The organism is Paraburkholderia sp. Ac-20340, from assembly GCF_017104965.1.
Classification (GTDB): Bacteria; Pseudomonadota; Gammaproteobacteria; order Burkholderiales; family Burkholderiaceae; genus Paraburkholderia.
This window is the reverse complement of record NZ_JAAGPR010000007.1, coordinates 194,003-219,984: the sequence shown is the minus strand read 5'-3', so window position 1 is coordinate 219,984 and position 25,982 is coordinate 194,003. Positions and strand designations below refer to the sequence as shown.

The 25,982-nt window shown below is 64.4% G+C and carries 18 protein-coding genes; 11 read left to right on the top strand and 7 right to left on the bottom strand.

What is annotated here, in order from left to right; all coding sequences use genetic code 11:
- The first annotated feature begins 27 nt into the window (after positions 1–27).
- On the top strand, positions 28–1,554 hold the full coding sequence (locus G3N59_RS12125; RefSeq protein ID WP_205982846.1) for a CoA-acylating methylmalonate-semialdehyde dehydrogenase: 1,527 nt from the start codon (positions 28–30) through the stop codon (positions 1,552–1,554).
- Positions 1,555–1,616: 62 nt separating this feature from the next.
- Positions 1,617–2,507 carry a 3-hydroxyisobutyrate dehydrogenase gene (gene mmsB, locus G3N59_RS12120; protein ID WP_205982845.1) on the top strand — a complete coding sequence of 297 codons (891 nt, stop codon included), beginning with the start codon at positions 1,617–1,619 and terminating at the stop codon, positions 2,505–2,507.
- 93 nt (positions 2,508–2,600) lie between these two features.
- Here the strand turns inward: mmsB and G3N59_RS12115 are convergent, their stop codons facing one another.
- A complete protein-coding gene (locus tag G3N59_RS12115) occupies positions 2,601–3,668 on the bottom strand; it encodes a phytoene/squalene synthase family protein (protein WP_205982844.1) in 1,068 nt (355 codons plus the stop codon).
- 452 nt (positions 3,669–4,120) lie between these two features.
- Between G3N59_RS12115 and G3N59_RS12110 the strand changes: the two genes are divergently transcribed.
- Together G3N59_RS12110 and bamA are read left to right on the top strand one after the other, a co-directional pair.
- Positions 4,121–4,519 (top strand): hypothetical protein, encoded by a 399-nt coding sequence (locus tag G3N59_RS12110; RefSeq protein ID WP_205982843.1) that lies wholly within the window; start codon positions 4,121–4,123, stop codon positions 4,517–4,519.
- Positions 4,520–4,676: 157 nt separating this feature from the next.
- Positions 4,677–6,989 carry an outer membrane protein assembly factor BamA gene (gene bamA / locus G3N59_RS12105; RefSeq protein WP_205982964.1) on the top strand — a complete coding sequence of 771 codons (2,313 nt, stop codon included), beginning with the start codon at positions 4,677–4,679 and terminating at the stop codon, positions 6,987–6,989.
- 37 nt (positions 6,990–7,026) lie between these two features.
- On the opposite strand, the gene G3N59_RS12100 is transcribed toward bamA, so the two are convergent.
- Positions 7,027–7,977, bottom strand: a complete 951-nt coding sequence (locus tag G3N59_RS12100; RefSeq protein WP_205982842.1) for a LysR substrate-binding domain-containing protein — start codon at positions 7,975–7,977, stop codon at positions 7,027–7,029.
- Between the two features lie 119 nt (positions 7,978–8,096).
- Between G3N59_RS12100 and G3N59_RS12095 the strand changes: the two genes are divergently transcribed.
- The 6 genes from G3N59_RS12095 to G3N59_RS12070 all read left to right on the top strand — a co-directional run bounded on the left by G3N59_RS12095 (position 8,097) and on the right by G3N59_RS12070 (position 17,724).
- The gene (locus G3N59_RS12095; protein WP_205982841.1) at positions 8,097–9,272 is read left to right on the top strand and encodes a M20 aminoacylase family protein; all 1,176 of its coding nucleotides are present in this window, start codon (positions 8,097–8,099) and stop codon (positions 9,270–9,272) included.
- Positions 9,273–9,412: 140 nt separating this feature from the next.
- Complete coding sequence (locus tag G3N59_RS12090) at positions 9,413–10,747, top strand: MFS transporter (protein ID WP_205982840.1); 1,335 nt, start codon at positions 9,413–9,415, stop codon at positions 10,745–10,747.
- A 130-nt stretch (positions 10,748–10,877) separates the two neighbouring features.
- Positions 10,878–11,198 carry a hypothetical protein gene (locus tag G3N59_RS12085; RefSeq protein ID WP_205982839.1) on the top strand — a complete coding sequence of 107 codons (321 nt, stop codon included), beginning with the start codon at positions 10,878–10,880 and terminating at the stop codon, positions 11,196–11,198.
- Between the two features lie 297 nt (positions 11,199–11,495).
- Positions 11,496–13,082 carry an efflux RND transporter periplasmic adaptor subunit gene (locus G3N59_RS12080; RefSeq protein ID WP_346777878.1) on the top strand — a complete coding sequence of 529 codons (1,587 nt, stop codon included), beginning with the start codon at positions 11,496–11,498 and terminating at the stop codon, positions 13,080–13,082.
- A 3-nt stretch (positions 13,083–13,085) separates the two neighbouring features.
- Entirely contained in the window at positions 13,086–16,274 is a 3,189-nt protein-coding gene (locus G3N59_RS12075; RefSeq protein WP_205982837.1) for a multidrug efflux RND transporter permease subunit, read from the top strand.
- A gap of 4 nt (positions 16,275–16,278) precedes the next feature.
- Positions 16,279–17,724, top strand: a complete 1,446-nt coding sequence (locus tag G3N59_RS12070; protein ID WP_205982836.1) for an efflux transporter outer membrane subunit — start codon at positions 16,279–16,281, stop codon at positions 17,722–17,724.
- A gap of 327 nt (positions 17,725–18,051) precedes the next feature.
- Here the strand turns inward: G3N59_RS12070 and G3N59_RS12065 are convergent, their stop codons facing one another.
- From G3N59_RS12065 to G3N59_RS12050, 4 genes are all read right to left on the bottom strand, one after another.
- The gene (locus G3N59_RS12065; RefSeq protein WP_205982835.1) at positions 18,052–18,417 is read right to left on the bottom strand and encodes a hypothetical protein; all 366 of its coding nucleotides are present in this window, start codon (positions 18,415–18,417) and stop codon (positions 18,052–18,054) included.
- 257 nt (positions 18,418–18,674) lie between these two features.
- A complete protein-coding gene (locus tag G3N59_RS12060) occupies positions 18,675–19,208 on the bottom strand; it encodes an ankyrin repeat domain-containing protein (protein WP_205982834.1) in 534 nt (177 codons plus the stop codon).
- A gap of 184 nt (positions 19,209–19,392) precedes the next feature.
- The gene (locus G3N59_RS12055) at positions 19,393–20,781 is read right to left on the bottom strand and encodes a TIGR00366 family protein (RefSeq protein WP_205982833.1); all 1,389 of its coding nucleotides are present in this window, start codon (positions 20,779–20,781) and stop codon (positions 19,393–19,395) included.
- A gap of 521 nt (positions 20,782–21,302) precedes the next feature.
- The gene (locus G3N59_RS12050; protein ID WP_205982832.1) at positions 21,303–22,004 is read right to left on the bottom strand and encodes an alpha/beta hydrolase; all 702 of its coding nucleotides are present in this window, start codon (positions 22,002–22,004) and stop codon (positions 21,303–21,305) included.
- Positions 22,005–22,255: 251 nt separating this feature from the next.
- On the opposite strand from G3N59_RS12050, the gene hutC reads away from it, so the two are divergent.
- A complete protein-coding gene (gene hutC, locus G3N59_RS12045) occupies positions 22,256–22,969 on the top strand; it encodes a histidine utilization repressor (protein ID WP_241023389.1) in 714 nt (237 codons plus the stop codon).
- 23 nt (positions 22,970–22,992) lie between these two features.
- On the opposite strand, the gene G3N59_RS12040 is transcribed toward hutC, so the two are convergent.
- On the bottom strand, positions 22,993–25,800 hold the full coding sequence (locus tag G3N59_RS12040) for an autotransporter outer membrane beta-barrel domain-containing protein (protein ID WP_205982830.1): 2,808 nt from the start codon (positions 25,798–25,800) through the stop codon (positions 22,993–22,995).
- Positions 25,801–25,982: the final 182 nt, after the last annotated feature.

The window sequence follows — 25,982 nt, the reverse complement described above, 5'->3', positions numbered from 1 at the left end:
ATTCGAACCTTTGAGAGGAAGTGCAAGATGAACGCAGTCACCCAGGCATCCAACGCGCACGTGTCGACCGTCAAGCTGCTGATCGACGGCGAGTTCGTCGATTCGAAGACGAGCGAGTGGCGCGATATCGTCAATCCCGCCACGCAGGAAGTGCTGGCGCGCGTGCCGTTCGCCACGGTTGCGGAAGTCGATCGGGCGGTGCAGAGCGCGCAGGCGGCTTTCGCCACGTGGAAGAACACGCCGATCGGCACGCGTCTTCGCATCATGCTCAAGCTGCAGGCGCTGATTCGCGAGAACATGTCGCGCATTGCGCAGACGCTCACCGCCGAACAGGGCAAGACGCTGCCCGACGCCGAAGGCGATATTTTCCGCGGCCTCGAAGTGGTCGAGCACGCCTGTTCGATCGGCACATTGCAGCAGGGCGGTTTCGCGGAAAACGTCGCGGGCGGTGTCGATACTTATACGCTGCAGCAGCCTATCGGCGTTTGCGCGGGCATCACGCCGTTCAATTTCCCCGCCATGATTCCGCTCTGGATGTTCCCGATGGCGATCGTCTGCGGCAATACCTTCGTGCTCAAGCCTTCGGAACAAGACCCGCTTTCGACCATGCAGCTGGTCGAACTGGCGCTTGAAGCCGGCGTGCCCAAGGGCGTGCTCAACGTCGTGCACGGCGGCAAGGAAGTGGTCGACGCGATCTGCTCGCATCCGCTGATCAAGGCGATTTCGTTCGTGGGCTCGACGGCGGTGGGCACGCATGTTTATCGGCTCGGCAGCGAACATGGCAAGCGCGTGCAATCGATGATGGGCGCAAAGAATCACGCCGTCGTGCTGCCCGATGCGAATCGCGAGCAGGCGATCAATGCGCTGGTAGGCGCATCGTTTGGCGCGGCGGGGCAGCGTTGCATGGCGACGTCGGTGGTGGTGCTGGTGGGCGCGGCGCAGCAATGGGTGCCCGAACTGGTGGAAAAAGCGAAGGCGCTCAAGGTCAATGCGGGTCACGAGCCGAAGACCGATGTCGGCCCGGTGGTCTCGCGTGCCGCGAAGCAGCGCATTCTGGGTCTGATCGAATCGGGCGTGAAGCAGGGCGCGACGCTCGCGCTCGATGGCCGCGACGTCAAGGTGCCGGGCTATGAAAGCGGCAACTTCGTCGGGCCGACGGTGTTCACCGATGTGAAGACCGACATGGATATCTACACCAACGAAATTTTCGGCCCGGTGCTGGTCGTGCTCACGGCCGATACGCTCGATGAAGCGATTGCGATCGTCAACGCGAATCCGTTCGGCAATGGCGTGGGTCTGTTCACGCAAAGCGGCGCGGCGGCCCGCAAATTCCAGAGCGAAATCGACATCGGCCAGGTCGGCATCAATATTCCGATTCCGGTCCCGGTGCCGTATTTCAGCTTCACGGGTTCGCGCGGTTCGAAGCTTGGCGATCTCGGCCCGTACGGCAAGCAGGTCGTGCAGTTCTACACGCAGACCAAGACCGTCACGGCGCGCTGGTTCGACGACGCGACCGTCAACGACGGCGTGAACACGACGATCAGCCTGCGCTGAGCCCACACACAACGCGCAACAACAAGCGAAACGAACAGCGGACCATCGAGGGAGAATCGCTCATGAAAATAGGTTTCGTTGGGCTGGGTCATATGGGTGCGCCGATGGCGCTCAATCTGCTCAAGGCCGGACACGCGCTGAGCGTGTTCGATCTGAGCGCCGGGGCGATGCAGACGCTGGCCGATGCGGGCGCAACCAAAGCCGCCTCGCCTAAAGAAGCGGTGAGCGGCGCGGAGTGGGTCGTCACGATGCTGCCCGCCGCCGCGCACGTGCGCAGCGTGCTGAGCGCCGAAGACGGTGTGCTGGCGGGCATCGGCAAAGGCGTGACGATCATCGATTCGAGCACGATCGATCCGGCCAGCGCGCGTGAATTCGGCAAGCTGGCGCAGGCGAACGGCAATGCTTTCGTGGATGCGCCGGTGTCGGGCGGCACGGGCGGCGCGGCGGCCGGCACGCTGACCTTCATGGTGGGCGGCAGCGCGGCGCTCTACGAGAGCGTGAAGCCGGTGCTCTCGGGCATGGGCAAGAACATCGTCCATTGCGGCGAGACGGGCACGGGGCAGGTCGCGAAGATCTGCAACAACCTCGTGCTCGGCGTGACCATGGCGGGCGTGGCGGAGGCGATGGCGCTGGGCGAAGCGCTGGGCATCGACGCGAAAGTGCTGGGCGGCATCATGAATACGTCGACGGGGCGCTGCTGGAGTTCCGATACCTACAATCCGTTTCCGGGCGTGATCGAAACGGCGCCTTCGACGCGCGGCTATACGGGCGGCTTCGGCACGGATCTGATGCTCAAGGATCTGGGCCTCGCCACCGATGCCGCGAAGAGCGCGCATCAACCCGCTTTCATGGGCGCGATTGCGCAGCAGCTTTATCAGGCGATGAGTAGCCGTGGCGACGGCAAGCTCGACTTTTCGGCCATCATCAAGCTGTATCGCGGCGAGAAGGGCTGACCGAGAAGGGCTGACGCAGTGAATCGGCAATAAAGCGGTAATGAGAAACGGCGCGGGCGGAACACCAATCCGCTCGCGCCGTTTTTTTAAGCTTCAGATTCTCTCGATTGCGGCCATACGCGATTCGATGCGCTTGAGCAGGCGTTTGAACCACGCATTGAGCAGCGTGTTCGACGTGGCCGCGAGCGTCGAGCACGCGAGAATGCGATAGACGTCGTTGCGCGTGAGCTTCGAAGGCCGCGCCGGATCGAGCCAGTCTTCGTTCGCCACCAGCAATTCCAGCGTTTCGAGGCCGATCAGGATCGGCCACAGGCACGCGAGGCGCAGACGCACCGAAAGACGCGGCAGCGCGAACGTATAGTCGATCGCCGCGCGGAAATGATCGAGCGCGATGCGCACGAGCCCGAACATGAGCGGGCGCGCGCGCGCCGACGTCCCCGGCTGCAGCAGATCCTCGGGCGTGAGCGCGGCCTGTGCGAGCATCGTCGCGGGCAGATAACAGCGGCCGATGCGCAGATCCTTGCCGCAATCGCGCAGCACGTTCACCAGTTGCAGCGCCTTGCCGAAGCGCACGCCGCGCTGATACATCGTGTCGCGCAGGGCGGGCGCGAGCGTGTCCGGCAGATGCATATAGGTCATCTTCGTCCAGAACTCGCCCACGCAGCCCGCCACCAGATACGTATAGCGGTCGAGCGCGTCCCAGGTGCCGAGCGCGGCCACCTGGCCCGAATGTTCGTCGGGGAAGGTGTGCAGATCGAATTCCATGCCTTCCGTGAGCGTCGTGACGATCTCGCGCACGGCCACGCGGTCGGCTTCGTCGAGTTGGGACAGCACGTCGAGTGCGCCGCCGAGCGATTCGAGCAGCAGCTTTTCGTCCGATTGCGTCTGCTGGCCGGCCACTTCGCTGGCGATGCGCGCGAGGGCGTCGTCGCGGGTCTCGATGCCGTTCACGCGCTCGCGAAACGCCAGCAGCAGCGCGAGGCGCTGGGCGGGCGGGATCAGCGAGGTATCGGCGATGGTGTCGGCCGCACGCGCGAGCAGGTAGGCCTCGCCCACGGGATCGCGCATGCCGGCGGGCAGCACGCGCATCGTGAGGTAGAACGAGCGGGAGACGCCCTTGAGCAACGGGCCGAGCAGAAAGGCCCGGTTAGAATTCGACATGTCGGTTGGGAATTGAAGCTGGCTGTAAAGCGGCAGGCGCATTGTAGCGTGGACGCGGGGCGCTCCCTTGCGGAGTGCCCGGCCGTCGTTACTCCGGCGGCGTGCTGTTCGGCCCGCTTGCCGGTCGGTTTTCAACTCATCGCTAACCGTTTCATCCCCATGAACGTTCGTTCATGGTTCTGTTGGCTCCTGTTTCACTGCTGTCTGCGATCTGTCAGCGTTGGTAATCCATCTCGTTACAGCGGATTTCTGGCGGCTTGCGCCAGAAGCCTGTGCAAGCCGCCGCTGAAAGGCGGCGCAGCCCCGTCCAGGCCGGTGCTGCAGCGTTTTCGCGCGCCTCGCGCGCAGCGTCGCGCAATATTGATGAAAGTAATCCAGGTAACGCACGGGTAATGCCGCGCGGCGCCGCGCCCACTAGACTCCGCCGATGCTTTTGTCACGGAGTGCCGTTCATGTCCACGTCCACGTCACTTGCCATCGATTCGCTGCGCGGCTTCGAGCTGTCCGCGGACGGCCAGTATCTGATGGTCAACGGCAACCAGCCGGACAGCGTCGCGCTGCATTGCTCGGTCATGCATGAGTTGCTGGCCGCCCTGTCCAACGCCATCGGCCGTTCGGAGCGCATTCGCCACAAGACCGCGAGCGTGAAGTTCGCGATGCCCTGCGAAGCGTGGGAAATCGGCCGCGAGAACGGCGCCGTGCAACATCTCGTCGTGAGCTTTCGCCTGCCGGGCGGCGCGGAACTGTCGTTCCGCCTGCACCCCTCGCAAGCCGCGCATATGACCGAAGTGCTTTCGCTTGCTACGGGCCTTGCCAAGCCGCAGCGGCCCAGCGGGATGCGCATGCAATAGACGAGCGCTGCGAATTCCCGGCCCGGCGCGCCTGCCCAGGCGGCGCGCGCCCCAATCCTCACGCGCTGGTGCGGTTCGCCGCGCAGCGTCTCTCGCGTCGCGCCGCTTCGCGCGGCGTATTCGTTTGTCTTCGCTGGCCTACTTCTCGACCTCCCGCATGACGGTTTCATCTTCTACGCGCTACGCACGCGCGCTGACCTTCGCCGGCTTCGGACTCGGCATTGCCGCCACGGCGCAAGCCGCCGAGCCCTTCGTGGTGCAGGACATCCGCATTGACGGGCTGGCGCGCATCGAGCCCGGTACCGTATTCGCCTATCTGCCGATCAAGCAGGGCGACACCTTCTCCGACGACAAGGCTTCCGACGCCATCCGCGCGCTCTACGCCACCGGCTTCTTCAGCGATGTACGCATTGCCACCGAAGGCCGCACGCTGGTCGTGCAGGTGCAGGAACGCCCGGCGATCGGCACGATCGATTTCGCGGGCATCCACGAATTCGACAAGGACAATCTCACCAAGGCGCTGGGCGCGGTGGGTCTGTCGCCGGGCCGCAGCTTCGACAAGGCCCTGGTGGACCGCTCCGAGCAGGAACTCAAGCGCCAGTACCTCACGCGCGGCTATTACGCCGCCGAAGTGAAAACCACCGTCACGCCAATCGACCGCAATCGCGTGGGCCTGCTGTTTTCGGTGATCGAAGGACCGAGCGCGAAGATCCGCCAGGTCAACTTCATCGGCACCAAGGTGTTCAGCGAGAGCACGCTGCGCGACGAAATGCAGCTCTCCACGCCGAACTGGTTTTCGTGGTACACGAAGAACGATCTGTACTCCAAAGAAAAGCTCACGGGCGATCTGGAAAACGTGCGCTCGTACTATCTGGACCGCGGTTACCTCGAATTCAATATCGATTCGACCCAGGTGTCGCTGTCGCCGGACAAGAAGGACATGTACCTGACGATCTCGGTACATGAAGGCGAGCCGTACACGATTTCGAGCGTCAAGCTGGCGGGCAATCTGCTCGACCGCGAGGCGGAGTTGCGCAAGCTGGTCGGCGTGAAGCCGGGCGAGCGTTTTTCGGCGTCGAAGCTCAAGGACACCACCAAGGCGCTGGTCGATAAACTCGGCGAATACGGTTACGCGTTTGCGACCGTCAACGCCGAACCGCAGATCGATCAGGTCCATCACACGGTCGCGCTGACGCTGCAGGTCGATCCGAGCCGCCGTGTCTATGTGCGCCGCGTGAACGTGGTCGGCAATACGCGTACCCGCGATGAAGTGGTGCGCCGCGAAATGCGCCAGCTCGAAAGCTCGTGGTTCGATTCGAACCGTCTGGCGCTGTCGAAAGACCGTGTCAATCGTCTTGGCTACTTCACGAATGTCGAAGTGAGCACGGTGCCGGTGGAAGGCACCCAGGACCAGGTCGACGTCGACGTGAAAGTGACCGAAAAGCCCACCGGCACGCTGTCGCTGGGCGTGGGTTACGGCTCGGGCGAAGGCCCGATCATTTCGGCGGGCATTTCGCAGGACAACGTGTTCGGCACCGGCAAGAGTCTTTCGCTGAACGTGAATACGGCGTCCACGTATCGCACGCTGTCGGTGACGCAGGTCGATCCGTATTTCACGGTGGACGGCATCAAGCGCATCACCGATGTCTATTACCGCACCACCGAGCCGCTCTATTATTCGAGCACCAACGACACGAGCTTCCGTATCGTTTCGTACGGCGCGGACATGAAGTTCGGTATTCCGTTCTCGGAAACGGATATGGTCTATTTCGGCCTCGGCATCGAACAGGATCGACTCGATATCGACTCGGAAACGCCGCAGACCTATAAGGACTACGTGAGCGAATTCGGGCGCGTGTCGAATACGGTGCCGTTCACGGTGGGCTGGTCGCGCGACAATCGCGACAGCGCGCTGGTGCCGAGCCGTGGTTACTTCGCCCAGGCCAATGCCGAAGTCGGCACGCCGGCCGGTACCGAGTACTACAAGGCCGATGCGCAGCTGCAGTACTACTACTCGTTTGCGCGTGGCTTCGTGCTGGGCATGAACTTCCAGGGCGGCTACGGTAACGGCATGGGCGGCAAGGCGTACCCGATCTTCAAGAACTACTACGCGGGCGGTATCGGCTCGGTGCGTGGTTATGAATCGGGTTCGCTGGGTCCGCGCGATACGTCGACCAACGATCCGATCGGCGGCTCGAAGATGGTGGTCGGCAATATCGAGCTGACCTTCCCGCTGCCGGGCACGGGCTACGACCGCACGCTGCGCGTGTTCACCTTCTTCGACGGCGGCAACGTCTGGGGTTCGGAAGGCAGCAGCACGGGCGCGAACGGTCTGCGTTACAGCTACGGTGCGGGTCTCGAATGGATTTCGCCGATCGGCCCGCTTAAGCTCGACCTTGGCTTCCCGCTGGTCAAGCACGCGGGCGATCAGTACCAGAAGTTCCAGTTCCAGATCGGTACGTCGTTCTAAAGCGATCGAAGGGCCGGCGGCTAGGTCTGATGAAAAGTCAGATCAACAGCTCTAACGAATGGTAGAGCCGCCGCCGCTCCGGGTCCTGCGAGGCTTCGCCCGCACGGATCGCATCCTTCAGGCAGTCCAGAAAGCACTCGGCGGCCGCTGAAAGCGGCACGCCGCGTCGCGCGACCACACTCACCACGGTGCGGTCCACTTCCTCCTGCAGCGTCAGCGCGCGAAGGTTCTCGCGCGCGAAACGCGTCTCCACCAGCGGCCACGGAAAGATGCTGACCATGTCGGTATTCATGATCAGGCCCATTGCCACGATGAACGAATGCGCGAGATGCACCGTGCGCGGCAGCGGCAGGCCGTGACGGCGGAATACGTCGTCGGTGACCATTTCCTTGCTGGCCGGGTCCCAGTTCAGCAGCCACTCGCAGTCCTGCAATGCCTTCAGCGAATGCGCCAATTCGAGCGGATGCCCCTTGCGCACGACCACGGCGGATTCGGTCGCGAAGATCGGCGTCTGTGAAAACTCGGCGTGCAGCGAGGCGAGGCCCGGCTTGCCGAGCGAAAAGTCGAGCGTGCCGTCGCGCAGGCGCGGCATCACGATATTGAGCAGACCCTCGTAGAACTCCAGCTGCATGCCGGGCATGCGCGCGCGAAAACGCGTGACGGCGTCGGGCAGGAACGACAGCGCGAGCCACGGCGTCACGCCGATCGAAAGCTTGCCGCCGCCACTGCCGCGCCGCGCGTCGAGTTCGTCCTGCGCGCGCGCCAGTTGATGCACGACGGCGCGCGCGTGCACCAGCAGCGCCTGGCCCGCTTCCGTGAAGGCGATGCCGTTGGCGTTGCGCGTCACCAGCGCGATCTGCTGCTCGGCTTCCAGCTCGCGCACCGCCTTGGTGGCGGCCGCGGGCGAGATGCCCAGCGCGCGCGCCGCCGCGCGGATGCTGCCGGTGTCGGCCATGGCGACCAGCGCCCGGAACTGATGGAACTTCATGAGGGAAAACCCGGGTGAAAACCTGCGGTTGGCGGGCTAACCATTTTAGGGCTGTCGGCGACAAATCGGCGTCATTATCCTGAGGCATCGAGTAATCACCTTGCTTCAGGAGACGACGGATGAACACGATGGCGATTCCCCCCGCAATTGCGGCGATCGAAGAGGAAATGATCGCGCTGCGCCACGCGATCCACGCGCACCCGGAACTCGGCTTCGAAGAATTCGTGACCAGCGATCTGGTCGCTGAAAAGCTCGCCGCCTGGGGCTACGAGGTGCATCGCGGGCTGGGCGGCACGGGCGTCGTCGGCACGCTGAAGGTGGGGAACGGGACGCGCCGTCTGGGCCTGCGCGCCGATATGGACGCCTTGCCGATTCACGAAGCCACCGGCCTCGATTACGCGAGCCAGATCCCCGGCAAGATGCACGCGTGCGGCCACGACGGCCACACGGCCATGCTGCTGGCGGCTGCCAAACATCTGGCGCAATCGCGCGCCTTCGACGGCACACTGCACCTGATTTTCCAGCCGGCCGAGGAGGGGCTCGGCGGCGCCAAGCGTATGCTCGACGAAGGGCTGTTCGAGCAATTCCCCTGCGACGCCGTGTTTGCCATGCACAACATGCCGGGCTTTCCCACCGGCAAGCTCGGCTTCCGGTCGGGGCCGTTCATGGCGTCGTCGGATACGGTCATCATCGATATCGACGGGCGCGGCGGTCACGGCGCGATGCCGCACAAGGCGACCGATCCCGTGGTGGTGGCCGCGAACATCGTGCTCGCGTTGCAGACCATCGTGTCGCGCAACGTGCCGCCGCTCGATATGGCGATCGTGACGGTCGGCGCGATCCACGCGGGCGAGGCGCCCAACGTGATTCCGCAAACCGCGCAGATGAAGCTTTCGGTGCGCGCGCTGCGCCCCGAAGTGCGCGACCTGCTCGAAGCGCGCATTACCGCGTTGGTGCACGCGCAGGCAAGCGCCTATGGCGCGACGGCGCGCATCGATTATCAGCGGCGTTATCCGGTGCTGGTCAACGATGCGGAAATGACCGCCTTCGCGCAGGACGTCGCGCGCGACTGGCTCGGCGAAGACGGGCTGCTCGACGAACTCGCGCCGCTCACGGGCAGCGAAGACTTCTCGTTCCTGCTCGAAAAGTGCGCGGGCAGTTATTTGATCATCGGCAATGGCGATGGAGAGGGCGGCTGCATGGTCCACAACCCCGGCTACGATTTCAACGACGACTGCCTTGCCACCGGCGCCGCGTACTGGGTGCAACTCGCCGAACGCTTCCTGCAGGCCTGAGGCAGAACCGGAGCGCAAATGGAGCGCACTTGAAACGCACCTGAAGCGCACCTGAAGCGCACCTGAAGCGCAACGCCATGAACACGGCATGAGACCCGGGCAAGGGCATCGCACCCGCCCGGGCTGACAGGAGACCCACGATGACTGCCACCACCCTGCACACCGACCCGGACGCCGCGCACGGCCCGACACGCGCTACGCGTGCCTCGCGCGCGAAGGCCATCGCCGCGATCACGCTGGGCAACGGCCTGGAGTTTTTCGACTTCACGGTCTACAGCTTCTTCGCGACCACCATCGGCACGCTGTTTTTCCCGGTGCATGGCGCGCTGAACCAGTTGCTGCTCGCGGTGGGCAGCTTCGGTGTGGGCTTTATCGTGCGGCCGCTCGGCGGCGTGATGATCGGCGCATTCGCCGATCGCGCGGGCCGCAAGGCCGCCATGACGCTCACGCTCTGGCTGATGGCGCTGGGCTCGGCGCTGATCGCCTTCGCGCCCACCTACGCGCAGATTGGCCTCGCGGCGCCCGCGCTGATCGTGCTGGCGCGGCTGGTGCAGGGCTTCGCGGTGGGCGGGGAAGTGGGCGCCTCGACCGCCATGCTGCTCGAATACGCCGACGACCGCTCGCGCGGTTTCTACGGTAGCTGGCAGTTCGTGAGCCAGGCGCTCAATACGGTGTGCGGCGCGCTGCTCGGCGTGGCGCTCACGACCGCGCTGTCGCCCGCCGCGCTGCATAGCTGGGGCTGGCGCGTGCCGTTCGTGATCGGCATGCTGGTGGTGCCGGTGGGCGTGTATATCCGCCGCCATCTGGACGAAACCCTCGAACACGCCGAACCCGTCGACGCCAATACGCCGGTCGCCGTCGCCGCGCGCCCGCTGCGCGAAATCTTTGCGAATCACCGTACCGCGCTGGTGGCGGGGGTGCTCACCACGATCGGCGGAACGGCTGCGAACTATATCGTGCTGTTCTACATGTCCACGTACGCGATCAAGATCCTCGGCTTGCCGATGTCGGTGGGCATGAGCGCGGCGCTCGTGGCCGCGCTGGTGACGGCGGCGTGTTCGCCGTTTGCGGGCATCCTGTCCGACCGGTACGGGCGCAAGCGCGTGCTCGGCGTGTCGCGCGTACTGCTGATCGCGGTGATTTATCCGGCCTTCATGCTGATTCATTCGGTGCCCACCGTGCCGGCCGTGCTGGGCGTCGTGGCGGTGCTGGGCGTGATCGTGGCCTTTACGGCCGTGCCGAATATCGTGATGCTGCCCGAACTCTTTCCGCAATCGATTCGTGTCACCGGCATGTCGATTGTCTATTGCGTGGGAGTATCGATCTTCGGCGGCTTCGCGCAGTTTTTCGCCACGTGGCTGATTCAACTGTTCGACAATCCGCTCGCGCCGGCGTGGTATCTGATCGGCTGCGGCGCGGTTTCGCTGATTGCCTTGCCGATGATTCGCGAACCGGCAGGACGGCCGCTCGACTGAAGCATTCGCTTCAAATACGGCGCGCGCTATGCAATATTGGCGCGCGCCGCTTATTTCTTTATGCGGTTTTAGCACGACGCTTTCTAGAATCGAGCCATGTTAAACAACATTGCGCGCCGCAACCGGCGGCATGCGCCTGGCTCATATGGCATCGCTGCTCACGCACCTTTCTGCTTCCACGCACCGTTGTGCCAAGCCGCATCGACCCGCACGTCATCTCACCGTGCAGATGACGGTGCGCGTGGCGCCTGCCAATGCACAACTCGCGCGATGTCTGCTGCATGGCCTGCTCGGCGATGCCATGGGCGTTCACAGCATCGATATCGATCGACGCCTCGAACTGGCCTGCCTGCATGTCGAACTCGAGCGCGGCCGCGTGCCCGATGCCATGGCGTTACTGATTCGCTCATTACCCGGCGCGGAGTTCGGCATCGTTCGCCATATCGAATGAATGCGTTAAAGACACGTATAAACGTTTGCAATCCATAATTAAATTCATTTCAAACCGCGAAACATATTGCGTATTTGTTTCATTGCATGGCTTTGAAATTGATTGACAATAAATAAGGTGTGCTTTGAATGGCACACGTGATCGTGCACTCTGAGGAAACGCAGTAAGATCCTCTCCGAGCTTGAGGCGGCGCAGCACATCCCGTATGCGGGGATTCGCCCAGGTTCGTCGGTCCAGCGTAGATCGTCGACAACGGAGAAAAGCATGACACGCGGATATCGGGTAGCACGTTTGTGCTTGTCCTTGGGTCTGGTCGTCGTGGCAGCTGCGTGCCACGACAAAGCGCCGGTAGCATCGGCGCCGCCGCCCGCCAATGTGGATGTGATCGACGTCGCGCTGCGCGACGTGCCGGTCGTTTTCGATTACGTCGGGCAGACGGAAAGCTCCCAGCAGGTCGAGATTCGCGCACGCGTGAGCGGCTTTCTGGAAAAGCGCATCTATGAAGAAGGGTCGATGGTCCATCAAGGGGACGTGATGTTCCAGATGGATCGCAAGCCGTTCCAGGCTGCGCTCGATGCGGCGCGCGCGGAATACGCGCAGCAGAAGGCGCGGCTCGATACGGCGCAGGCTAATCTCAATCGCGTCAAACCGCTCGTTGCGAAGAATGCGTTGAGCCAGAAAGACCTCGACGATTCGATCGGCCAGCAACAGGCGGCCGCGGCCGCGCTCGAACAGGCGCGCGCCAATGTCACGAGCGCCACGCTCAATCTGGGCTATACGACGATCACCGCGCCGGTCACGGGGCTGTCGAGCTTCGCGAAGAAGCAGGACGGGTCGTATATCGACACCACCAATAGTCTGCTGACCTACGTCGCGAAACTCGATCCCATGTGGATCAACTTTTCGCTCTCCGAAAACGAGATGTTGAATCTGCGCACGCAAACGAAAAACGGCACGCTCAAGCTGCCGCAGATCGACAAGCTCGAAGCCTATATCGTGCTCGCGGACGGCAGTACCTATCCGTACACCGGCCGCATTGCCTTTGCCGATGCTTCGTTAAGCGAACAAACCGGCACGTATCTGATTCGCGCGACCGTGCAGAATCCCACCGGCGCGCTGCGTCCGGGCCAGTTCGTGCGGATCAAGCTGCGCGGCGCGGATCGCGCGAATGCGATCGCCGTGCCGCAGAATGCCGTGATTCAGGGGCCGCGCGGCGCGTTCGTGTGGACCGTCGATAAAGATGGCAAGGCGCAGCAGCGTTCGGTCGAAACCGGCGAATGGAACGGTAACGACTGGGTGATCAGTTCGGGCCTGCATGCGGGCGATCGTGTGGTGGTGGATAACACGTTGCGCCTGATGCCGGGCGCGCCGGTGAAGGCGCATCTGGTGCGGGCGCCGGTGGCGCAGGCGAATGCCGCGGGAGCAGGCGGCGCGGCTGGCGCCAATAGCGCGAATGGCGCAGCCAATGCCGCTGCGGCTAGCGGCGCGAACGCCAATGCCAGCGCAAACGCCAGCGCAAATGCAAACGCCAGCGCAAACGCAGATGCCAATAACCCCGCCGCCCGCACGCCGCTCTATTTCACGAGCGGCAGCGCGAGCCTCGACGCGCAATCGGCATCGGCGCTCGCAGCGGTTGCGCAGCGTCTGGTCGCGTCGCCCGCCACGCGCGTGGTGGTTTCCGGCTACACCGATTCCACCGGCTCGATGGCCGCGAACGAAAAGCTCGCGCACGCGCGCGCCGACACCGTGCGCTCGGCGCTCATCGTCGCGGGCGTGCAGGACGCGCGTATCGACATGCGCAAGCCCGCGCGCGTGGTCGCCTCCGATCCGGCCGACAAGTCCCGCCGCGTGGACGTGACCCTCTCGCAAGCCGCGGGAGGTTGAGCGATGAAGTTCTCCCACTTCTTTATCGACCGGCCGATTTTCGCGTCGGTGCTGTCGATCATTCTCGTGGTCGCCGGCATGGTGTCGATGCTGAACCTGCCGATCGCGCAGTTCCCCGATATCTCGCCGCCGCAGATCACCGTGAGCGCGACCTATCCGGGAGCGAGTGCGGACATCGTCGCGCAGAACGTCGCCGCGCCGATCGAGCAGCAGGTCAACGGCGCGGACAACATGATGTACATGAACTCGTCGAGTTCCTCGACGGGCAACATGACGCTCACCGTGTACTTCAACATCGGCACGGACCCGTCGCTCGCGCAGGTGGACGTGCAGAACCGCGTGAACCTCGCGCTGCCCACGCTGCCCGATGCGGTGACGGCGCAGGGCGTGTCGGTGCAGAAGCGTTCGTCGGCGTTCATGATGGTGATCGCCATCTATTCGCCCGATAACGCCTACGACCAGTCCTATGTCGCCAACTACGCGAACGTCTATGTGCTCGACGCGCTCAAGCGTATTCCGGGCGCGAACCAGGCGACCATCTTCGGTTCCGCCGACTACGCGATGCGCGTGTGGCTCAAGCCCGACCGCATGGCGCGGCTGGGCATCACGGTTTCCGACGTGCAGAACGCCATCAGCGCGCAGAACCAGCAGTTCTCCGCGGGGCGATTAGGTCAGGCGCCAACCGATGGACCCGTGCAGCAGACCTTCCCGGTGGCGACCAAAGGGCGGCTCACCGAACCCTCGCAATTCGACGACATCATTCTGCGCGCGGCCTCGGGCGATGCGGCCATCGTGCGTATCAAGGACATCGGCCATACCGAACTGGGCGCGAAGGACTACTCGCTGCGCGGCCGCTACAACGGCAAGACGGCCACGCTGATCGCGGTTTATCAGCAGCCGGGCGCAAACGCGCTGCAGGTGGCCAAGCAGGTCAAGCAGACGCTCGAGCAACTGTCGAAGAACTTCCCGCCGGGCCTCAAATACGAGGTTGCGCTCGATACGACCGAGTTCGTGCGCGAGTCGATCGGCGAAGTCGTGCACACATTGCGCGACGCGGTGATTCTCGTGATTCTGGTGGTCTTCATCTTCCTGCAGAGCTTTCGCGCGACACTCGTGCCGATTCTCGCGGTGCCGGTGTCGATCATCGGCGCGTTTATCGGCATGGAGGCATTCGGCTTTTCGATCAATATGCTGACGCTGTTCGGCATGGTGCTGGCGATCGGTATCGTGGTTGACGATGCGATTGTGGTGATCGAAAACGTCGAGCGCAATATGAGCGAGTTCAAGCTGCCACCCAAAGAGGCGGCCAAACGCGCGATGGACGAAGTGAGCGGGCCGGTCGTGGCGATCGTGCTCGTGCTGCTCGCGGTGTTTATTCCGGTGGCGTTTCTTTCCGGCATCACGGGGCAGTTGTACAAGCAGTTCGCCGTGACGCTGGCGGTGTCGGTGGTGCTCTCGGGTATTGTCGCGCTGACGCTGTCGCCCGCGCTCGCCGCCATCCTGCTCAAGCCCGACGACCATCAAAAGAAGAAAAACCGCTTTTTTCGCTGGTTCAACGAGAAGTTCGAGAAGCTCACGAACGGCTACGGCAGCTGGGTGCAGACCGCGATTCGCCGCGTGACGCTGTCGCTGGCGCTGATCGTCGTGATGATCGTGGCCACGGGCGGGCTCTTCAAGACGATTCCTTCGTCGTTCCTGCCGGTGGAAGATCAGGGTTATCTGCTGGGCGCGGTCGTGATGCCCGATGCGGCCAGTCTCGACCGTACCGGCGATCTCTCGAAGAAGGCCGAAGACTGGTTCGCGAAGCAGCCGGCAGTGAGTTCGGTGGCGGCGCCGATCGGCTTCAGTCTGATCGACTCGCAATACAAGTCCAACGCGGGCACGCTGTTCATCACGCTCAAGGGCTTCAAGGATCGTGGCGCGAACGGGAGCGCGGAGGATTTGATCCGCGATGCGCAGAAGTATTTCTCGACCTTCAAGGAAGGCGCGGTGGTGCCGCTCAATCCGCCGTCGATTCCGGGTCTGGGCACGACGGGCGGTTTCGAGTTCTGGCTGCAAAGCACGGGCGACGGCAACTATCAGGAACTGGAGCAGAAGGTGCGCGCGATGATCGCCAAGGCGCGCCAGAATCCGGCCTTGCGCAGCGTGAATTCGACCATCAACACGAATTCGCGGCAGTTGCTGGTGGAGGTGGATCGCGAGCGAGCGGAAACCATGGGCGTGCCGGTGCAGGACGTTTATACGGCACTGCAGACGATGTTCGGTTCGTCCTACGTGAGCCAGTTCCCGAAGGGCAGCCGTCTGTTCCAGGTGATCGTGCAGGCCGAACCGCAATACCGCACGCGCCCCGACGACATCCAGCAGCTCTATGTGCGTAACCGCACCGGCAGCATGGTGCCGATCAAGGCCGTGGCGACCGTGCGTTTCGTGCCGGGCCCGGACATCGTCAATCGCTTCAACAACTTCCCGGCGGCGAAGATCAGCGGCGATGCAGCGCCTGGCCATAGCTCGGGCGAGGCCATCGCGGCGATGGAGGAAATCGCGAAGGAAACGCTCGGCGACGGCTATAGCTACGAATGGAGCGGTCAGGCCTACGAAGAAAAGAAGGCCGGTTCCACGGCGGCGATGGTGTTCGCGTTCGCCCTGCTGATGGTGTTCCTGATTCTCGCGGCGCAGTACGAGAAGTGGTCGCTGCCGATCGGCGTGCTGATGGCGGTGCCGTTCGCGATCTTCGGCGCGCTGGTGGGCATCTTCATACGCGGCATGGAAGACGACGTGTACTTCCAGATCGGCTTGACGGTGCTGATTGCGCTGGCGGCGAAGAACGCCATTCTGATCTTCGAGTTCGCGGTGGAAATGCGCGAGAAAGAGGGCATGTCGCCATACGAGGCCGCGCTGCACGCCGCGAAACTGCGTTTGCGCCCGATCATCATGACGTCGCTTGCGTTCATCCTGGGTTGCGTGCCGCTTGCGATCGCCAGCGGCGCATCGGCGGCGAGCCGCCGCTCGCTGGGCACGGGCGTGATCTTCGGCATGCTTGGCGCCACGCTGATCGCGCTGTTCTTCATCCCGATGTTCTTCTGGGGGCTCGAAACGCTGTCGTCGCGCAAGAAGTCCAAGGCGGCCGATACACCACCTTCGCCACCTTCGCCATCGCCGCCGCCGGCACTGCCGCCTGCGCAGGAGGGTTGAAGCCATGAACCCGACACTCAAGCGTGCATGGCGTCCCACCGCAATCGCCGCGAGCGTGCTGCTGCTCGCGGCCTGCACGGTCGGGCCCGACTATCATCGGCCGACCGTCGAAACGCCGGCGACGTTCCGCTACGCCTCGGCGAATGGCGAGGCCGTCGATCCCGCATCGATCGACTGGTGGAATCAGTTCAACGACCCGGTACTCGACGATCTGATCGACAAGGCGCTGGCGCAGAACAAGGATTTGGGCATCGCGGCGGCGCGCGTCGAAGAGTATTACGGCCGCTACGTGGTGACGCGCGCGGGCCTGTTTCCGCAGGTCAGCGCGAATTTCGGCGGCTCGCGCAGCCGTGGCGTGCCCGCGCCCGGTTATCCGCCGATGGTCGGCAATCAGGTGCAGCTGGAAGGCGTCGCGTCCTGGGAACTCGATCTGTTCGGGCGCTTGCGGCGTTTGACGGAAGCGGCGCGCGCCAATTATCTGGGCACGCAGTCGGCGCAGCAGGCGACGCGTATCGCGATCATTTCCAATGTGGCAACCGGCTATCTGCAACTGCGCGATCTCGACAACCAGTTGACGATCGCGCAGGAAACGTTGCACAGCCGCGAAGGTTCGCTCGATCTGTTCGAGCAGCGCTTCGCGGGCGGCGTGGTGTCGAAGCTGCAATTGAGTCAGGCGAAGTCGGAATACGAATCGGCGCAGGCTTCGGTGTTTTCGATCCAGCAGCAGATCTCGCAGCAGGAAGACGCAATTTCGTTATTGCTCGGCCAGAATCCGGGGCCGATTCCGCGCGGCAAGAGCATCACGCAACTCACAGCGCCGGCGATTCCGGCGGGCTTGCCGTCGACCTTGCTGGAGCGCCGGCCCGACATTCTCGAAGCGGAGCAGACGCTGATCGCGGCCAACGCCTCGATTGGCGCGGCGCGCGCGCAGTATTTCCCGGATATCTCGATCACGGGTCTGTTCGGCGCGGCCAGCACGGCGCTGTCGGGTCTCTGGACCGGGCCGGCGCGCGTGTGGTCGTTCGCGGGTTCGATCACGCAACCGATCTTCGAGGGCGGGGCGATCGCCGGTTCCGTGCATCAGGCCGAGGCGCAGCATCAGGAAGCGCTGTTGAGCTACCAGCAGACGATCCAGCAGGCATTTGCCGATGTCGAAAATGCGCTGGTGGGCGTGGCGCGCACGCGCGATCAACTCGATGCCACCACGCGCCAGGTGGAGGCGCTCACGCAATACGCGTCGCTGTCGCGCGATCTCTACGAGGGCGGTTACACGAGCTATCTGGAAGTGCTGGACGCCGAGCGCAGTCTGTTCGCCGCGCAGATCCAGCAGTCGCAATTGCAGGATCAGCAGCTCGCGCAGATCGTCAGTCTGTATAAGGCGCTGGGTTACGGCTGGACGCCGAAGACCAGCGCCAGCGCCGACGCCAAACCGGCGCCGCAGCCGTCATAGCGGCGCGCTGTTATCCGCCTTGCATTGGCCGATGTCGCGGTTGCGAACGCGGCCGGTGTAAGGCGGCTCATTCCATTCAAGGCGCGTCGGAAATCAGATAACGCTGCGGTTGCGGCGCGGGATGCGTCGCGTTGGCTATTTGCGTCGCGTTGGCTATTTGCGTCGCGTTGTGGTCGTTGCGCGCGATGTTCTGAAGGTGCGCCGGCGCTGCGTTCCTGAGTATGGTGCGACGAAAGCGCCGCCGCCTCCATCGTTTGATGGAGAAACGTGCGGCGATTCAGTTTGCCGAGGCGTTTGCCGAAGCCTTTGCAGCAAGCAGGCGCGGAATCAATCGGCGGCGCGGCGGTCGGCGAGCGCCAGCTCGCAGTCCTTGAGCACTTGCAGCACCAGCTTGGCCTGATAGTTGAGGTCGTCGGTATCGAGAATTTCCTCGACCGCGTCGCGCGCCCATGTGGCGTCGACGAACCACGCATGCTGCTTGGCGATTTCCTGCGCGAGGGCGGTGAGCCGCGCGATGGCCAGCCAGTCGGCTTCGCGCGCGTGGCGGTCGAGCCACTTGTGCGCCGCCTGCACGTGAAAGGCCGCATTGGGCCAGGATTCGTTGAGATAGTACGCTCCGAGGCTCCCGCAGGTGAGCCAGCAGAGCAATTCCACGCGGTCGCGCGGACTCAGATGGTGGCGTACATCACTCATGGCGACGCTCGCGAAGGTGACAGAGTTCGATTGACGGGCACTTGGGCGCTACGACTCCGGTAACCCAACAATATCACGGGTTACACAAGATGTCAGAGCAAGTCATGTGCCGCATACGCGGGCTACAGGGATAGCGTCGCCTGGCGGCGCCTCGTATGCAAACCAGGACTGACACCAGGGTGTGACTCGGCGTGTGATTATTCGAGCGATGATTTTGGCGCTGCGACATCGCCACGCGTGTGCAGCAGCCTGCGAATTCAGGCCGTCCTGCCGCTTGCATAGGCGAGCCGCGCGGCTGCGTCGGTTGCGCCCATGCCGTTGGCGACGTCGAATGCCGTATTGCCCGCGCCGTCCTGCGCACGCGGATTCGCGCCGCGCGACAGCAGTTGATCGACGATATCGACGCGATTGAACATGGCCGCGATCATCAGCGCGGTGCGGCCGTCGGGCGAGGCGCCTTCGACGTCGGCGCCATTGTCGAGCAGCGCGCTCACCACATCGGCAAAGCCCTTGAAGGCGGCGCCGGCGATCGGCGTCTGGCCGTTGTCGTTGCGCAGGTCGGGGTCGGCGCCGCGCTGGATTAGCGCGCGTACCGCGTCGGCGTGTCCGTGGTAGCTGGCCAGCATCACGAGGCTGTCGCCTTTCTCGTTGCGCAGATTGGGCGGCAGGCCCTGATCGATCAGCGTGGCGAGCGTGGCCGCTTCGCCGCGGCGTGCGCTATCGAACACTTCGCGCGCGAAATCGATCAGGCGCGGGTCGAGATCGTCGCTGGACGGCGGGTGTGCGGTCACGGCAGGCTCCTGGAACGCGTAGCGCGGCTGTCCATTGTGGCGCAATTGCGCGGACGCTGCGCGCTGCGGCAGGCGGGATGAAAAAAGCGAAAAACGGCGCGACGTGACCAGGCACGCAGCGCCGTTTCGATCAGGCGATCAGCGGATTAGCGGATTAGCGGATCAGATCGCGCCGGGATCGCACTCAGGGCACGAGCCACAGCGCCACCGCATAAATCACCAGCGACACCGCGAAGGTCACGGCGGTATAGCCCATCACGCGCTGGATGCGGATGCCCGCAATCGCGACGATCGGCACCGCCCAGAACGGCTGCAGCATGTTCGAGACGTTTTCGGCCATCGCCACGCCCATGGCGGTGCGCGGCACGGATGCGTGCAGGCTCAGCGCGGCGGGCAGCACGAACGGCCCCTGCACGGCCCAGTGGCCGCCGGCGCTCGGCACCAGCAGCGTGATGATCAGCGAGCTGAGGTAGCTCCAGATCGGCAGCGTGACGGGCGTGGCGATCGTCACGAAAGCCTTGGCGATCATCGACGCCAGACCCGTGCCCTTCATGATGCCCATGATGCCGCCGTAGACCGGGTATTGCAGCAGCATCGAACCGGTCTGGCGCGCGGCGCGGCGGATCGCATTCGCATAGGCGATCGGCGTGCGCTGCAGCGCGAGGCCGATCAGCAGGAAGATCAGGATCGTCGTGTTGATGTCGAGATCGAAGCCTTTTTCGCTCCACTCCATCGCCAGATAGCCGCCGCCCAGCACGATCAGCAGCAGCGTGCCGAGCATCGACTGTTCGAGGCGCGTGGCGAACGAAGGCGTGTCGCTGATACGCGCGTGCGGGTCGTCGCTCGGGGCGTTATCGGCGCTTTCGGCCGTCTGGTTGAAGGCCACCACGTCTTCGGCCTTCGGGTGCATGCGGATGAAGATGAAGGTCATGACGACCACCACCAGCACGGTCGGCACGAACACGAACGGCGCGAACACCGTCTGCGCGAGCGGCACGACCTGGCCGGTGGCTTTTTCGACCAGATTGAGCGCGTTGCCGTGCGACGCCTGCGACAGCGCGATCGAGCTGGACAGGCCGCTATTGCAGATCGACCACGCCGAATAGCTGCCCGCCACCAGCCACGCGAAATCCACCTTCACGCGGCGCGCGATTTCACGCGACAGCAGGGCGCCGACGATCAGCCCAAGCCCCCAGTTGAGCCAGGCCGCAATCGCCACGACCGGAAACACCAGCAGCGCGGCGCGCGCGGGCGTCTGCGCATGGGCGGCGAGCGCGCGCAGGCCGCGCTGGACGATCGGCGCTTCGGCGATGGCGTAACCGGTCGCGAGAATCAGGATCATCTGCAACGCAAAACCGAGGATGCCGAAGGTGCCCGTGTACCAGGCGTCGAGCACGGTCGGCACATTGCCGTGCGGCGCGATGACGAGCGCGAGGACGGCGACGAAGGCGGTCAGGCAGATCGACAGGACAAACGGATCGGGCATGACCCGTTCGAATACATAGACGAGGGCGGCAACCACGCCGCGTCCCTTCGCAGGCGCTTGTGCGCCGGGGTTGTGGTCTCTTTTCATGCTGTTATTGCTCACGCTGCGTGTGGCTTCGGTGGCTATTTCTAGCGGTCGCCATCTTGCTGGCCAGGGCGGTCAGGATCGGCGTGCGTGTGCGGATGGGCCCGTCCCCATGCGGCGGACTGGCTGCGCGTGGGTCGCGTGATTCAGTCAGACTTTGGCGTGTGGTCAGGATGCCGAGCGGCGGCGCGTCTCCTGTGCTCAAAGGCGTGTAGCCCCGGCGCAGCGGGTTCGTAAGTGCCTCACGCGGCGCAGTGCATGCGTTACGCGAAGCGGCCAGGCCCGTTGTTATTATTGTGTGTTCGATATGTGAACATCGTTTCGTTTATCGAACGGGCCAATAGTCGCCTTATGCCGTGTGAATGTCAAGCTGGAATAACGGACGCAAGCGGGCTTTTCACGTCAGATCGACGTGAATTGAATGCTAATTGAAAGAATTGAGATTGCCGGCGCGGCGGGTTTGCGGATGCAAACCGGAGGGACGCGGCCCCGCGCATGAGCGAGCGGGGCCGCGAAAGGCGGGGTCAGGCGTGGCGGTTGGTGTCGTCGCCGTCTTCGTCGAGATCGTCTTCGTCGTCTTCATCGTCGAAGTCGCTGTCTTCCTCGTAGTCCGCCTGGCTGCCGAGCAGGAATTCGTCGACGAGCGGCGCGAGCACGCGCGCATGCGCATTCGCCAGATCGTGGCCGCCGCCGTTGACCACGTCGAGTTCCGAATTCGGCAGCAGTTCGAGCAGGCGTTCGCCCACGGCCAGCGGGCTGACCGGATCGTTGTCGCCCCACAGCAGCATCACCGGCTGCTGGATATAGGACAGTTCGCCCGAGAGGTCTTCGCGCAGCGTCAGGAACCAGTCCGGCAGTTGCGGGTTCTGCGCGGCGAAATCCGCGCGCCAGTCCTGCGCGCCCAGCGCCTGCGTATCGATGCCGCCCGACGTCACGGCCAGCACGATATGGGTGATCAGCGCGGGCTTCGCGAGCGCGGCGCGCATGGCGATCACGCCGCCCATCGACTGGGCGATGATCGCGGTCGGCTGGTCGATCTGCTGCACGACCTTGCGCACGAGATCTTCGAAATGCTCGACATCGGGATCGGCCGGCACGCCGCCAAAGCCCGGATACGTCACGAAGCGGCGCGTGGCCGTATGTTCGAGATGATCGGCGAGCGGTTGCCAGAACGCCGGGTCGCCCGAAGCGCCGGGCAGGAAGAGAAGTTGGGTCGGTGCGTGCAAGATGGTTCGCCGGGAACGCGCAGGTTCGCCAGGCGCGGCGGCGCCTGCGCGGGGTTGTGAGATTGGATAGCGGCCGATCTTAGCACGCAGTCCGTGAACGAATCCGCGCAGGGACCGGTGCGCCTTGCATGCCTGAATAGCGGGGCCTGGGCGCGCGGGCGGCGGCAAGGCGGACGGTACAATGTGCCTCGGCCGATCTGGCCGCCTCGTCGCGTTTTGCCGCGATGCCGCCCATTACCAGAACGAAGACCATGCAAAAGAAGCCGGCTAAAGACTCGTCGCTGCCCGCCTACGAACAGATCAAGCGTCACGTCCTCGCGCAAATCGAGAGCGGCGCGCTCAAGCCCGGTGACGTCGTGCCTTCGGAAACGGAGATGGTCAAGGAGTTCGGCGTGGCGCGCATGACCGTGTCGCGCGCGCTGCGCGAACTGATGACCGAGGGCGTGCTCAACCGCGTGCGCGGTTCGGGCACGTATGTCGCGCCGCGCCAGTACGAATCGACGGTCCTGCAGATCCGCAATATCGCCGATGAAATCGCCGCGCGCGGCCATCGTCACGCGGCGCGTGTGCTCGCGCTCGAAGCCAGCGACGACGAAAGCGCCATCGCCGCGCTCGAACTCGACGCCGGTCCCGTGTTCCATTCGCGCATCGTGCACAGCGAAGAGGGCGAGCCGATCCAGTACGAGGATCGCTACGTGAATCCCGAAGTGTTTCCCGAGTATCTGGAGCAGGATTTCACGGTCGAAACGCCCAATCACTACATGGTGCGTCTCGCGCCGATCCAGCGCGCGGAATTCCGCATCTACGCGCAAAAGCCCGACGCGCGCGTGCGTCAGTACCTCGAAATGGAGATCGGCGAGCCTTGCCTGCTGCTGTTGCGGCGCACCTGGGTCGGGCGGCATGTGGCCACTTCGGTGCGGCTCTGGCATCCGGCTTCGCGTTTTCATCTCGCGGGATCGGTTTAAGTTTTTATCCGCGCTATTCGCCATTACCACCGGTAACGCGCGGCAAGCCGCAACGCGTATTGCCGATAATCGCCCGCGGTCCCGCTGCGGCCCCATTCCCCGCCGATTTCCGCCATGCCGCTCCAGCGCGGCGACCACGCGCTTTCGACGCCAATTCTCGCTTCATAGCGATTCGCAGGCGCGATCTGATCCAGCGTGACGCCGCTAAAGTCCACCGACGATGTCGAACTGTCGTGCCACCAGTTGAGCGTCAGGTGGCATTGCAGCAACGCGCTCGCAAGCTCCAGCGCGCGCACGATCCGCACGCCCAAACGGGTCACCAGATCGTTGCCGACACCGGCGTTCAGCGTGGTGCCGTTGGGCTCGGTCGTATCGACGCCAAGTCGGTGTACCCAGATCGCCTGCGCCTGCGGCACGATCTGCCAGTTCGCGTCCGAGCCGGGCGCGAATGCCCAGCCGCCTTCCAGCGAAGCCAGCATGCGCTGCGAGTGATAGTGGACGCCGGGCAGGTCGCTGCCGTTCACGGCGTTATCGAACCATGCGTACTGAAACCAGCTATCGACATAGGCGCCGGATTGCGTGGCCGCGTTGGCGAACCAGGTGGCGTACACGCCGCCGCTGTAACCCTGTGTGCTGCCCGAGGCCTGTGCGTCGTTGCCTGCCGCGTAGCCTGCGCTCTGCGCGTTGCCGTAGGCCGCCATCGCGCCCAGGTGCAGACGGTCTGCATCGCTGAAAAGCGCGCGCTGCATGATGTCGCCGCCGCCCTGCAGGACGATGGTGTTGGTGCGCGCGCTGTAGTTATCGGCTGGGCCGGAGCCTTGATCGGTGCGGCCGGTCAGGCGTAGCCACGCGCTATTGCCGCTCGCGGGCAGCGTTGGCATGCGGTCGCGCAATGTGTGGATGAACATGGCCGTGGCGGCGTATTCGTTGGCGAGATACACCGGCACTTCGGGCCGATAGTCAGGCAATGGCGTGGGCGTCGGGCCGGGTGGAGCGGGCGGTGTTGGCGGTGTTGGCGAGGGCGGTAACGGTGGCAGCGGCGGGATCAGAATTCGTTGCGAACTCAACAACCAGTTGCCCGAATCCGCGCGATACAGATGATATTCGTAAGGCCCGGCGACAGCGCGCCCGAGCTGCACGAAGCTGCCTGCTGGCGCCGTGCCGCCATTCAGCACGACGATCACCGGGATGCCGTAGGTGGTGACCTGGCCGCGTCCGCCCGCGTTGAGAAAGCGCAGGCCGGTCGTGCCCGTCACCGCGCCGCCCTTGACGATGACGCGGTCGGTCGGTGACGTATCGCTGCCCAGCGAGGTGTTCATTACGAGCGTCGCGTTGCCGCCGGTCAGGCGGGTGAGCGTCAATGTGTGGAACCCGGCGAGCGCGGGCGAAGCGAACGCCACGGTGCTGTTGTCGAGGCTCAGGCCCGTCAGTATCGAATCGCCGGTGATCGTCCAGCTTGTGCCGTTGACCAGCGTCAGTTGTGCGATGGCGCCCGTGCTGGCGGCGCCGCTCATGAGCGCCGCGCCGCGGAGCGCCGAACCGCTTGCCAGAAGGTCGATCTGGCTCGGCAGCGTGACGCTTTCGAGCGTCAGCAACGCGGGCCCGGTGGCCGCGCCGCCCGCAAGCCGCACCACGGCCACGCCATTGAGCACGTCGATCGCCGATCCCTGCGCGCTCGCGAGCGTGCTGTTCGCGAGGAGGGCGGTTTGCGTCGTCGCATCGCCTGCGCCTGCGCCTGCGAGGTGCAGTGCGTTCGCGTTCTGGCCGCTGACGCTCACGCTGCCCGAGTCGAGCGCCAGTTGCGCTCCATGGGTCAAGTCGATGCCATCCGCGTTCGCGCCGGAAGTCGAAATATGCGTGCCCTGCGCGACGATTGTCGATCCTGCGCCGTCTGCCGCGAGACCTGTCGCGGCGCTGCCGCCCGTCGAGATTGCGCCGCCTGTCAGCGTCAGGCTGCCGCTGGCCAGCACCTGTGCGCCGATCGAGGATGCGCCGAGCGTCGTGACGGTCGTGTCGCCGGCTGTGATGACGCTGCCCGCGCCCGAGACGTAGAGCCCGTTCGACACATCGCCGATGGTGCGCAGATCGACGCCGCGCAGCGTGATCGTGTCGCTGGAATCGACCTTCGCGCCCGCCGATCCCGCGCCGGTCGTCACCACCGAGGTCTGCCCGTCGAGCGCATCGATGGCGATACTCGAGTTGCCGGAGGTCGCCGAAAGTCCTGGCGAGCCGTCGCCGGTCGTCAGGATCGAACTCGGTCCGCTCAGCGTGAACGCGCCGGTCGCCACCGCGACGCCTGCCGCCTGATAGCCGTTCGTCACGAGCGTTGAGTCGTGCAGGACGATCACGCCGCCGTAGTCCATGAACGCGCCGTGCGCGCGGTCGCCGCTCGTCGTCAGGTTGATGCTGCCCGTAATGAACGCACCCGTGGAAAACGCATGGACGCCGTTGGAGTGCGCGCCGATCACGCTGATCGTGCTCGCGTTCGTGCTTGCGCCGAAGTCGATCGAGCCGCCGTTGTTGGCATACGCGCCGGTCGAGTTGTCGCCGGCCGATTCGAGCGTGACCGGCGCGGTCACGGTAATGGTGCCGGCATTGATCGCGTGAAACACCGCCGCGTAGGCCGTGGCGCCGGTGTTGAAGGTGCCGCCCGGGACCGTGCCGTTGCAGCCATCGGCGGTATAGGACGTGGCGCTGGGCGCAGGCGGCGCACAGGTTGCGGCGCGCGCGGGCAACGCGGACTCCGCCGCCAGAAGCAGGACGAGGCGGACGCAGGTCAGCGCGAAGCCGCAGAGCGTTGCGCCGAAGCCGTACATGCGCAGAGATGCCATGCCTCAGCCTTCGCGAGGCGCCGGTGTCCGCAGAAAAGCCATCGACGGGCTTCCACGGGAGCCGGCGCGCCCGCTCACAGGACGACATGTGAAATGGTGCGTTTTGGAGCGTTGAGGGGCGTTTGCCGGGAGGAATCACGTCCCAGACAGAAATATTAGTAACGCATAAGCCGCATCGAAAG

Bases quoted from the DNA above. Each gene is read 5' to 3' on its own strand.
- G3N59_RS12125 (WP_205982846.1), top strand. From the start codon at position 28: ATGAACGCAGTCACCCAGGCATCCAACGCGCACGTGTCGACCGTCAAG.
- mmsB (WP_205982845.1), top strand. From the start codon at position 1,617: ATGAAAATAGGTTTCGTTGGGCTGGGTCATATGGGTGCGCCGATGGCG.
- G3N59_RS12115 (WP_205982844.1), bottom strand. From the start codon at position 3,668: ATGTCGAATTCTAACCGGGCCTTTCTGCTCGGCCCGTTGCTCAAGGGC.
- G3N59_RS12110 (WP_205982843.1), top strand. From the start codon at position 4,121: ATGTCCACGTCCACGTCACTTGCCATCGATTCGCTGCGCGGCTTCGAG.
- bamA (WP_205982964.1), top strand. From the start codon at position 4,677: ATGACGGTTTCATCTTCTACGCGCTACGCACGCGCGCTGACCTTCGCC.
- G3N59_RS12100 (WP_205982842.1), bottom strand. From the start codon at position 7,977: ATGAAGTTCCATCAGTTCCGGGCGCTGGTCGCCATGGCCGACACCGGC.
- G3N59_RS12095 (WP_205982841.1), top strand. From the start codon at position 8,097: ATGAACACGATGGCGATTCCCCCCGCAATTGCGGCGATCGAAGAGGAA.
- G3N59_RS12090 (WP_205982840.1), top strand. From the start codon at position 9,413: ATGACTGCCACCACCCTGCACACCGACCCGGACGCCGCGCACGGCCCG.
- G3N59_RS12085 (WP_205982839.1), top strand. From the start codon at position 10,878: ATGCGCCTGGCTCATATGGCATCGCTGCTCACGCACCTTTCTGCTTCC.
- G3N59_RS12075 (WP_205982837.1), top strand. From the start codon at position 13,086: ATGAAGTTCTCCCACTTCTTTATCGACCGGCCGATTTTCGCGTCGGTG.
- G3N59_RS12070 (WP_205982836.1), top strand. From the start codon at position 16,279: ATGAACCCGACACTCAAGCGTGCATGGCGTCCCACCGCAATCGCCGCG.
- G3N59_RS12065 (WP_205982835.1), bottom strand. From the start codon at position 18,417: ATGAGTGATGTACGCCACCATCTGAGTCCGCGCGACCGCGTGGAATTG.
- G3N59_RS12055 (WP_205982833.1), bottom strand. From the start codon at position 20,781: ATGAAAAGAGACCACAACCCCGGCGCACAAGCGCCTGCGAAGGGACGC.
- hutC (WP_241023389.1), top strand. From the start codon at position 22,256: ATGCAAAAGAAGCCGGCTAAAGACTCGTCGCTGCCCGCCTACGAACAG.
- G3N59_RS12040 (WP_205982830.1), bottom strand. From the start codon at position 25,800: ATGGCATCTCTGCGCATGTACGGCTTCGGCGCAACGCTCTGCGGCTTC.